This window comes from Aquiflexum sp. TKW24L, from assembly GCF_023502205.1.
Classification (GTDB): Bacteria; Bacteroidota; Bacteroidia; order Cytophagales; family Cyclobacteriaceae; genus Cognataquiflexum.
The window spans coordinates 38,154-48,331 of the sequence record NZ_JAMFLG010000034.1; the positions used below are offsets into that span (position 1 = coordinate 38,154).

General features: G+C 42.7%; 11 protein-coding genes. 8 read left to right on the forward strand and 3 right to left on the reverse strand.

The features are described from left to right. Window positions 1-2 precede the first annotated feature (2 nt). From M3O96_RS17745 to M3O96_RS17775, 7 genes are read left to right on the forward strand one after another with little or no spacing between them, the layout of a single operon-like run. Window positions 3-1,820 (forward strand): c-type cytochrome, encoded by a 1,818-nt coding sequence (locus tag M3O96_RS17745; protein ID WP_249722748.1) that lies wholly within the window; start codon window positions 3-5, stop codon window positions 1,818-1,820. 21 nt (window positions 1,821-1,841) lie between these two features. Continuing rightward, complete coding sequence (nosZ, locus tag M3O96_RS17750) at window positions 1,842-3,806, forward strand: Sec-dependent nitrous-oxide reductase (RefSeq protein WP_249722751.1); 1,965 nt, start codon at window positions 1,842-1,844, stop codon at window positions 3,804-3,806. A 56-nt stretch (window positions 3,807-3,862) separates the two neighbouring features. Next, window positions 3,863-4,450, forward strand: a complete 588-nt coding sequence (locus tag M3O96_RS17755; protein WP_249722753.1) for a hypothetical protein — start codon at window positions 3,863-3,865, stop codon at window positions 4,448-4,450. 29 nt (window positions 4,451-4,479) lie between these two features. Continuing rightward, the gene (locus M3O96_RS17760) at window positions 4,480-4,914 is read left to right on the forward strand and encodes a nitrous oxide reductase accessory protein NosL (protein ID WP_249722755.1); all 435 of its coding nucleotides are present in this window, start codon (window positions 4,480-4,482) and stop codon (window positions 4,912-4,914) included. Between the two features lie 29 nt (window positions 4,915-4,943). Next, window positions 4,944-6,191, forward strand: a complete 1,248-nt coding sequence (locus M3O96_RS17765; protein ID WP_249722758.1) for a nitrous oxide reductase family maturation protein NosD — start codon at window positions 4,944-4,946, stop codon at window positions 6,189-6,191. Continuing rightward, window positions 6,166-6,909, forward strand: coding sequence for an ABC transporter ATP-binding protein (locus M3O96_RS17770; protein ID WP_249722760.1), 744 nt, complete (start codon window positions 6,166-6,168; stop codon window positions 6,907-6,909). Before M3O96_RS17765 ends, M3O96_RS17770 begins: the two co-directional genes overlap by 26 nt. Continuing rightward, entirely contained in the window at window positions 6,902-7,669 is a 768-nt protein-coding gene (locus M3O96_RS17775) for an ABC transporter permease subunit (protein ID WP_249722762.1), read from the forward strand. Before M3O96_RS17770 ends, M3O96_RS17775 begins: the two co-directional genes overlap by 8 nt. Before the next feature lie 80 nt (window positions 7,670-7,749). On the opposite strand, the gene M3O96_RS17780 is transcribed toward M3O96_RS17775, so the two are convergent. From M3O96_RS17780 to M3O96_RS17790, 3 genes are all read right to left on the reverse strand, one after another. After that, entirely contained in the window at window positions 7,750-8,160 is a 411-nt protein-coding gene (locus tag M3O96_RS17780; protein ID WP_249722764.1) for a putative toxin-antitoxin system toxin component, PIN family, read from the reverse strand. Further along, window positions 8,150-8,374, reverse strand: a complete 225-nt coding sequence (locus tag M3O96_RS17785) for a hypothetical protein (RefSeq protein ID WP_249722766.1) — start codon at window positions 8,372-8,374, stop codon at window positions 8,150-8,152. The genes M3O96_RS17780 and M3O96_RS17785 overlap by 11 nt, the downstream gene beginning before the upstream one ends. Window positions 8,375-8,490: 116 nt before the next feature. Beyond that, window positions 8,491-9,882 (reverse strand): MATE family efflux transporter, encoded by a 1,392-nt coding sequence (locus M3O96_RS17790; protein ID WP_249722768.1) that lies wholly within the window; start codon window positions 9,880-9,882, stop codon window positions 8,491-8,493. A 60-nt stretch (window positions 9,883-9,942) separates the two neighbouring features. Here M3O96_RS17790 and M3O96_RS17795 point away from each other — a divergent pair. Beyond that, a partial coding sequence (locus M3O96_RS17795) for a hypothetical protein (RefSeq protein ID WP_249722770.1) occupies window positions 9,943-10,178 on the forward strand: 236 nt, incomplete at its 3' end.

Genomic DNA, 10,178 nt, shown 5'->3' on the forward strand with positions numbered 1-10,178 from the left:
AAATGAAAACCGCCCCGGAACTTTTAAGCCAAAAATCTAATGCCTCTCCTCTAGAGAGACACTTGGCAAAACCGTGGATGTTCTGGGCGGTTTTCTTCTTTTTGATGGCTTCGCTATTCGGGCTTCTGATGAGGTATTTCCTAGTCGGTGAGGTCAATTTTTTTGAATACAAGCATTTGCTTCATGCGCACTCTCACCTAGCATTGTTGGGATGGGGATATTTATTGGTCACAGGTGCTTTGGTATTCACTTATGTAAAAGATGCCAACAGGCTTAGAACCTATAAATTCCTACTCGGTATTTCTGTTGTCGCCACCATAGGCATGATGTTGAGTTTTCCCTTTCAGGGATATGGCCTATACAGCATTGCATTTTCGTCGCTACATCTGATTACAAGTTATTTCTTCGCCTACTACTTCTTACAGGATCTTTCGAAGCACAAAAAAACTACAGCTACCCGATTGGTGAAGTTCTCCATCATTTGGCTGTTGCTTTCCAGTATTGGGCTTTGGGCCATCGGTCCTGTCGGTGCGATGTTGGGCAGAGTTCATCCCTTATATTTCATGAGCGTGCAATGGTTTTTGCACTTTCAATTGAATGGCTGGTTTGTTTATGGATTTTTGGGATTGTTAACAGCTTACCTCCAAAAAAGCGGATGGACCATACCGATTTCTAAAACAAAGGAATGGATCCTCCACCTTTCTCTTTTCTTGACTTATGCTTTGGCTGTTTCTTGGAGCACACCGATCATGTCGCTTTTTTACATCAATGCATTAGGGGTAATTCTCCAAATCATTGCATACTTCTGGATACTTCAACCTGCATTCCGTCAATTATTCAACGGGTTCTCATTTCCCCAAAACTGGATAGACAGGATGCTCTATATCGGATTGATGAGCTTGGTGGCAAAAGCCTTGATTCAGGCAGCGCTTATCATTCCTGATGTCGCTACCATCGCCTATACCATCCGAATGTACGTCATCGGCTTTGTCCATTTGGTGATGTTAGGCTCAATTACTTTTGGTATCGGGGCATTTGCTTTGAAAAACAATTGGCTCGGTTCGGGCGCATTATCCCAAAATGGGTGGTACTTATTGGCAGGGGCTTTCATTGTTTCGGAGGTATTACTCCTCGGGCAAGGAACTTTGCTTTGGGCCAAACTTGGATTTATTCCACACTTCCACCTGATTCTATTCATTACCTCCACCCTATTTCCCCTTGGCTTATTGCTGATTTGGGTGGAATTGTGGAGAAAACAGGCACTTAAAGAAACCAATCTCACTATGATAAAAACTATCAAAACCCAATTTTATAAAAATAGAAAAACTATGAAAAGTTCGATGATCATGACAATAGGAGCTGTAATGCTCTTGATGGCTAGTTGTGGTGGGGGTGGTGAAAACCAAGGAACTTCTACCCCTCCTACCGCTGAAGAAACAGTAAAAGCAGCCGATCCAAAAGGTGTCGGAGAAATCAAAAATGTGGATCTCGGAGCCACTGTCGATGAGGTAATGGCAGAGAAAGGGAAGGCAGTCGTGGATATGAAGTGTACGGCCTGCCACCAACTCAATGACAAGCGATTGGTAGGTCCCGGATTTCAGGGAGTGACCAACAGAAGAAGGCCTGAATGGATCATGAATATGATCACCAATGTCGATGTGATGCTGGATGAAGACCCGGTCGCCCAGGCCCTATTTGAGGAATGTCTTACCAGAATGCCAAATCAAAATATCTCCATGGACGAATCCAGGCATATTTTGGAATTCCTGAGAAAAAATGACTTAGAAAAATCCGGCAGCATGGATGCTGCTACCAAATAAAAATTCAAAACCCCAAGAAAAATGAAAACAAGATTATGGTTAATCGCAGGAGCCGCAGTTGCTGTAGCTTTTGCCTCTGGTTGCAAACCCAAAGGCGCACAAACCGCCATTTCGGGAGACGCTGCCTCCAAAGTATACGTCGCCCCCGGACAGCACGATGAATTTTACAACATCGTATCCGGTGGCTTTAATGGGCAGATATCTGTTGTAGGACTTCCTTCGGGAAGAGTCTTAAAGATATTGCCGGTATTCTCCGTCCATCCGGAAAATGGCTGGGGTTTCTCTGAAGAAACAAAACCCATGCTGAACACTTCCCATGGATTCGTTCCTTGGGATGATTTGCACCACATTGCGATCTCTACGACCAATGCCGAGCATGATGCAAGATGGGCTTTTGCCAATGCAAACAATACCCCAAGGATTGCAAGAATTGACCTGACGACATTCAAAACCGTCGAGATCATCGAAATCCCAAACTCAAGTGGAAATCACTCCTCACCATTTATTACTGAAAATACAGAGTATGTAGTGGCGGGAACAAGGTTTTCGATACCAACCGGCGATGACAAAGACAGAGATGTGCCTATCGACACTTACAAGGAAAATTTCCGTGGGACGATTTCCTTCATCAGTGTCGACAAGGAACACGGCGATATGGACATTGCTTTCCAATTGGAAGCACCACCCTTCAACTTTGACCTGGCAAGAGCTGGAAAGAAAAAATCACATGGTTGGTTTTTCTTCTCCACTTATAACACTGAAATGGCCCATACCCTTTTGGAAGTGAATGCTTCGCAAAAAGACAAGGACTTTATCATGGCTGTTAACTGGAAGAAAGCGGAAGAATACATTGCTGCAGGAAAAGGTAAAAAAGTCCCCTCAAAATATGTCCACAACAAGTGGGATGAAAGTACACATACGGCTATCTCTACCATCAGGAATGAAGTTCTTTCCCTTGATCCAAAAGAATTGAAGGACATTGTCTACTTTATCCCTTGTCCAAAATCCCCGCACGGCACAGACACAGACCCTACCGGAGAATACATCATAGGCAGTGGTAAGTTGGCAGCGATCATCCCTGTATTTTCATTTACCAAAATGCTTGCAGCTATTGAAAATAAGGATTTCGAAGGAGATATTAATGGAATGCCAGTCCTAAAATACGAATCTGTTTTGCACGGAGAAGTTGAAAAACCAGGTCTTGGACCTTTGCACACCGAATTTGACGGAAAAGGATTTGCCTATACTTCCATGTTTGTGTCTTCGGAAATTGTGAAGTGGAACATTGAAACCCTTCAAGTAGTCGATAGAATCCCTACTTACTATTCAATAGGCCATTTGAGCATCCCCGGTGGACCGACAGGTAAGCCGCATGGTAAGTATATGGTAGCTTACAACAAAATCACCAAAGACAGATACCTACCTACAGGTCCTGAATTGGCGCATTCTGCCCAACTCTATGATATCTCAGGGGATAAAATGCAGTTGCTTCTTGACTTCCCGACCATCGGTGAACCCCATTATGCAGAGGCTTTCCCTGCTTCCTTGATCAAGGACAAGCAAGTGAAATTCTACAAACTGGAAGAAAATAACCACCCTCATGCACTCAAAGGAATCAATGATGCTCGAGTGGAACGAGATGGCAATCAAGTCCACATCTACCTGACGAGTATCAGGTCAAATTTTAGACCGGATAACATTGAAGGCATCAGAGTGGGCGATGAAGTGTACTTCCACATGACCAACCTTGAGCAGGATTGGGATGTACCGCACGGATTGGCTATCAAAGGTGCCAATACGGCTGAACTTCTGGTAATGCCAGGAGAAACCTCCACCCTGAAATGGACTCCTGACCGAGTAGGCATCTTCCCATTCTATTGTACAGATTTCTGTTCAGCATTGCACCAAGAAATGCAGGGATACATTAGGGTATCTCCGGCAGGAAGCAATACCCCGCTTAAGTTTTCTACAGGAGTGGCAGAATAATTTCCCCATAATCTCACCGCCGGGATCAATTCCGGCGGTGTTTAAAAACTAAAAAAATGAATAATCTCAGCCCATCAAATCGCATTCTGGCATTTATCGCCGCAGCCCTGATGGTTTCAGCATACTTTACTCCCCTGTGGCAAATCAGCCTCTGGGCTCCCCAATATCCCGAGGGATTGAATATGAAAATATGGATCGACCGCCTCAGCGGTGATATCGACATTATCAACGGTGTCAACCATTATATTGGCATGAAGCATATCGGAGTCGAAATGTTTCCTGAATTTACCTACCTGATCTATGTCTTTGGTTTCATTATCGGGTTTGGAATCCTTACAGCCATCATTGCCAAAAGATGGGCACTTTATACCTTCTTTGCCATGATCATCCTTCTTGGAATTGGAGTTTTGACAGACATGTACCTGTGGGGATATGACTATGGACATAACCTTGATCAGACTGCAGCGATCAAAGTGCCGGGTATGGCTTACCAACCCCCACTGATCGGATACAAGGAACTCCTCAATTTCATTGCCTATTCAGGACCCGATACAGGTGGATGGATTCTGGGTGTGTCGGCTTTGCTCTTGACATTTGCGGTTTTTACCGAATGGAGAAAGAAAAAGAAAGTGGCTTCCCTCTAAAAGCATGTTCACAATAAACCTCACTCTCTATGAAAAATATCCTTAAAATATTCCTGATCTCTCTTCTGATGCTTTCATGCAAAGCAGACCCAAGACCCATCAGCTATGGAAATGACAATTGTCACCATTGCAAAATGAAGCTGATGGATCCTGTCTATGGAGCGGAAGTAGTCACCCAAAAAGGGAAAATATTTATTTTCGATGATGTCAATTGCCTGATGTCATTCTTGGAATCCGATGAAGTGAATCAGGAAGATATCAAACATATCCTCGTCACAGACTACACCAAACCCGAAAGCCTGACTGATGCCACGGTTGCTTTTTACCTGAAGTCTGACAAATTCAAGACGCCAATGGCAAGCAATATCATCGCATTCTCTGATTATGAAACTCTCGAAAGCTACAAATCCAAACATGGAGGCGTATATCTGGCTTGGGGTGAATTAGTGACCCAATTCAAGTGAGACATTACCCGGACTTAAATCCAAAAAAAATGAAAACTTTAAATCTCCTTTTCGTGACATTTTTTATCCTGAGCATGGCTTCCTTGGAAGCTGCTACAATCAGGGTCAAAAACGGTCAATCAATCCAAAAAGCCATCAATCAAGCAGCTGATGGAGATACCTTGATCATCGAAAAAGGAACATTCGCTGAAAATGAAATCACCATCCGAAAGCCATTGACCATCATCGGCGAATCCTACCCGGTGATTGATGGAAAGGAAAAAGGAAACGTATTTTTGGTAGCCGCAGAAAATGTCCATATCCGAGGACTCAAAATCATTAACACAGGCATGTCAAACATGGACGACTCGGCCGGAATCAAATTTTTTGACTCCAAAAACTGTAGCGTGGAAGACAATATCTTGGAAGAAACATATTTTGGTTTACATTTTTCTAATTCCTCCAAACTGACCATCAAAAATAACAAGCTTTCCTCCCATGCCGAGCGGGAATACCAAACCGGCAACGGTATCCATCTCTGGAAATGCCGTGATTCTTTTATTGAAGGAAATACTGTAAGCGGCCACCGCGATGGTATTTACCTAGAATTTGTGACCAATACAGTCAGTATAGGCAACATGATCGAGGCCAACAAGCGTTATGGTCTGCATTTTATGTTTTCGCATGACAACAGCTATATTCAAAACACCTTCAAGAAAAATGGCGCAGGTGTAGCAGTCATGTACACCCGAAATGTACTGATGAAGGAAAATATCTTCGAAGAAAACGAAGGAGCGAGTTCATATGGGATTTTGCTCAAAGACATCACCGACAGCGAAATCGTCGGCAACATATTTAGAAAAAATACCATCGGCATCTATATGGAAGGATGTAGCCGAAGCACTTTCAAAAGCAACTCCTTTACCCAAAATGGATGGGCGATCAAACTCATGGCAAGTTGTGACCAAAATACTTTCGAAGAGAATAATTTTATCGCCAACACCTTTGACATCAGCACCAACGGCACCGTGGTTTTGAATACCCTTCAGCATAATTATTGGGACAAATACGAGGGCTACGACTTGGATAAAAACCGGACAGGAGACATTCCCTACCGTCCCATCAGTCTTTTCAGCGTGATCGTAGAAAAAATCCCCGCCGCAATGATTCTTTGGAGAAGTTTTCTGGTGACCCTTCTCGATAGAATGGAAAAAGTGCTCCCTTCCATCACACCTGAAAATATGATCGACAATTCCCCTAAAATGAGACCTTATGATATCCGTACAACAAATACATAAAAAGTTTGGCAAGCTAGAAGTCTTGAAGGATTTCAACCTGGAGTTTGAATCCGGAAAAAGCTATGCCCTCATGGGTCCAAACGGCTCAGGAAAAACCACACTGATTAAAATCATCCTTGGCATGGTCATCCCGAATGCAGGAGATATCCTTGTCAAAGGCAAATCCATCAAAGGCAGCTTTGCCTATAGATCCGATATCGGCTATATGCCACAGATCGGCCGATACCCTGATAACATGAAAATAGGTCAGCTATTCTCCATGATGCAGGACATGAGACCCGAAATCAAGAAATATGACATGGCTTTGGCCACAGAATTTGGATTGATGGACATGCTGGATAAACCTATGCATACCCTCAGCGGGGGAACGCGTCAAAAAGTGAGTGCCTCTTTGGCTTTTATGTTTTGTCCGGATATTTTGATCCTCGATGAACCTACAGCTGGACTCGACCCCATTGCGGTAGAAATCCTGAAAACCAAAATCATCCACGAAAGAGAAAAAGGAAAACTCATCCTCATCACTTCCCATATCCTGAGTGAGTTGGATGAACTGACCAACCATGCCATCTATATCCATGAGGGAAAAGTATTCTTCAATGACACTACTGAAAGCCTGAAGGATATCACCGGCGAATCCAAGTTCACCACAGCCATTGCGAGATTGATGGAATGGAGTTTAAAAAAAAAGCAAATTAAAACTGAATTGAGCCATGTTTAAGTTATTGAAATACGCCCTGTATGATATCGTAAAGTCAAGGTTTGCTCTTCTTTACACGCTGTTTATGGTGTTGGTAGCAATCTCCATTTACCAGGTTTCGGAAGATATGAGTAAGGTTTCCCTCAGTCTGCTCAACATCATGCTAATGATCATACCTTTGATTTCAGCCATATTTGCTACTACCCATTTTTTTAATAACCTGGAGTTTACCGAGCTCATGCTCGCCCAACCTGTAAAGAGAAGGGACGTTTTTTTGAGTCAGATTCTTGCTGTGATATTTGTATTGAGCATGGCGATTTTGATAGGTTTTGGTGCGCCGATGCTCCTTTGGGGAGCCGATGCTTCGGTTTTGATCTTGCTAGCAATCGGCATTGGACTCAGCGTTATTTTTGCAGGATTGGCGTTTTTGGCTTCGGTCCTGACGAGGGACAAAGCCAAAGCTATCGGCATCAGCTTGTCATTTTGGATCTATTTCTCTTTGGTCTATGACGGATTTGTACTGTACCTGATTTATAGCTTGGCGGATTATCCATTGGAAAAACCCACTTTGGCTTTGGTATTTTTAAATCCTGTTGACTTGGGCAGAATCATCATGCTGATGCAGTTGGACATTTCAGCGCTGATGGGATATACGGGCGCTTTCTTTCAGGATTTTTTCGGTTCGGCAAAGGGAATCCTATTGTCCTCCGCAGTGATGTTTATTTGGATGATTTTGCCTGTAACGGCTGCTATGAGGGTATTTAAGAGGAAGGATTTTTGAGTGGAAAGCGATTTAGTGAGATCCAGAAATTGGGAGAATGGAGTGTTGAAAGTTTAAAAATAAATCCGTTGAAATCAACATTAAATAAATTTTTCCAAAAATTCGGCAGGAGTTAAAATAGGTATTCCTTCAAACGGATGAAGGACCAATAAATCAGGGTCACCAGTTACTATACATTTTGCTTTGGCATCCACAGCAAGATGTAAAAACATATCATCTTTTGGATCCCTGCAGGCTTTGAAATTGCTTTGGGTTTCAAAGAAAACAAACTTTTTCTTTAATAGTGTCAGTATTTCATTTCGCTGTTCGACTGTAAAATACCTATCAAACTTGTTTCTAAAAATGACATAATTGAATTCATCCCAAATATTCTGGGATATGATGACATCTCCTGTTTTTAAAGCAATTTTTAAAGCGGAAGCATTGGTTGAATGTGGAGACAAAACTGAGCTTACAAGCGAATTTGTATCAAAAATAAACCTATTTTTCATTAAGGATTTGATCTAGAATTTCATCTGAAAAACCCTTTTTCTCAGCCTCTTCTCTTATTTTTTCCAATACAGGCCAAAAGTCTTCTTCTTCCTTTTCCATTAAAATATTCAAAAATTTATCAAATACATCCGAAATTCTTTGCTTTGTGACAGCATCGCTTTCTTCCCATTTCTTTGCTGTATTTTTTTCTACTTCAATCATTATCTTTTCCATAACCTAATTAATTTGAAACTCCAATTTACAAAAAATCCCTTGACACTATAACGATGCCTTGATACCTTGGGATTTTTAAATTTAAACCACCTAGAAAATTCTCTAAAAATTACTACCTAAACCTGCACCAACTTCCACTTTCCCCTTTTAAACACCAAAGTACTCACCACCGCGTGCAGTGAATGACTGACTGCAATGGCAATAAAAACACCTGTTGCCCCCAATCCAAAAGTCTTGGCAAGCAGGTAAGCAAAGGGAATCTGAAAGCCCCAAAGGATGGCCAAGTTGATGATTGTTGGCGTCCGAGTATCACCCGCACCATTGAGCGACTGACTCATCACCATGCCATAGCCAAAGAAAACATAGCCCAGACAAATGATCGTCAAGCCCATTGTCCCGACAGCGATAACTCCCTCTTCCTGATTGAATATCCCAATAAAGAATCCTGCTCCTGCGATGAAAATAATGGCACAGAATCCAAGAAATATGGCTGTCAGGTGTGCTGCTAACCAAGCGGATTTCTCCGCTCTTCCCGGTTGCAGGGCGCCAAGATTTTGTCCGACCAAGGTCGCTGCGGCATTGGAAAGCCCAAATGCAGGCAAAAGTGCGAAGATGATCAGCCTGACAGCTATCGTATATCCCGCCAAAGCCACAGAACCTGATTCGGAGATAATCCTCATCAGGAAGATCCATGAAGCGGATTCGATCAGAAACTGACCCATTCCTCCTGAGGCTACTTTGACGATGGTCAGGACTGTTTTCCAATTCATCTTGAGGCTATCCCAATGGAATTTGATGATGGATTTGCCATTGAACAGGATATAAAACTGGTAAATCACCCCGATTCCCCTGCCCGTCGTGGTGGCCCAAGCCGCCCCTTCCAATCCCATTGCCGGAATCGGTCCCAAGCCAAAAATAAGGATCGGATCCAAAACGATGTTAAAGCCATTGGCTATCCACAAGGTTCTCATAGCCACGGCAGCATTACCTGCACCACGAAAAATTCCATTGATCAGAAAGAGTAACATCACACAGACATTTCCACCAAAGATAACTTGGGTATAGCGGTAGCCCTGCTCAATCACTTCCGGTTCTCCACCCATCAGTGCCAGCATGGGTTTGGCATAAATTACCCCAAGAACCGCCACCGCCACTGCAAAAAGCGAACAAACCAAGATTGCCTGAAAAGCAGCTGCAGATGCTTCTTTAGGCTTTTTCTCCCCTATCCTCCGAGCCACAATCGCAGTCGCTGCCATACTGAGTCCAATCGCAATCGAGTAAATTATCGTCAATACTGATTCCGTCAGACCCACAGTCGCAACAGCATGTACGCCTAGTTTGCCTACAAAAAATATGTCTACTACTGCAAATAACGATTCCATCACCATCTCCAAAATCATGGGAACAGAAAGGTAGAAAATCGCTTTTTTGATACTGATACCTGTAAAATCCTCCTCAAGGCCACTGACAGCCTGACGGAAATGAAGAATAAAATCTTTGATTGTCATATATGAAAATGCTATCCCGAAGGGGTTGAAAATAATCAGCAGACGTGCCTTAAAGGGACTGTGCCAAAACAAACAGGAGAAAAATTAAGCCTTCATAATGGCACAAAAATGCTACAAAAAAATAATAAACGCAAAGGGGAAATCTATGGAACAATAATATTGAATAGAGAGCTAACATCTTCGGGATCCAAATCAGCCCTGAAAGGGCGAAATAATATTATGATCAATTTTCTTTGGTCCGATTTTCAAAATCGATTTTCATTAATAAAAATTTCACCCTGTCAGGGCTGCGGGAA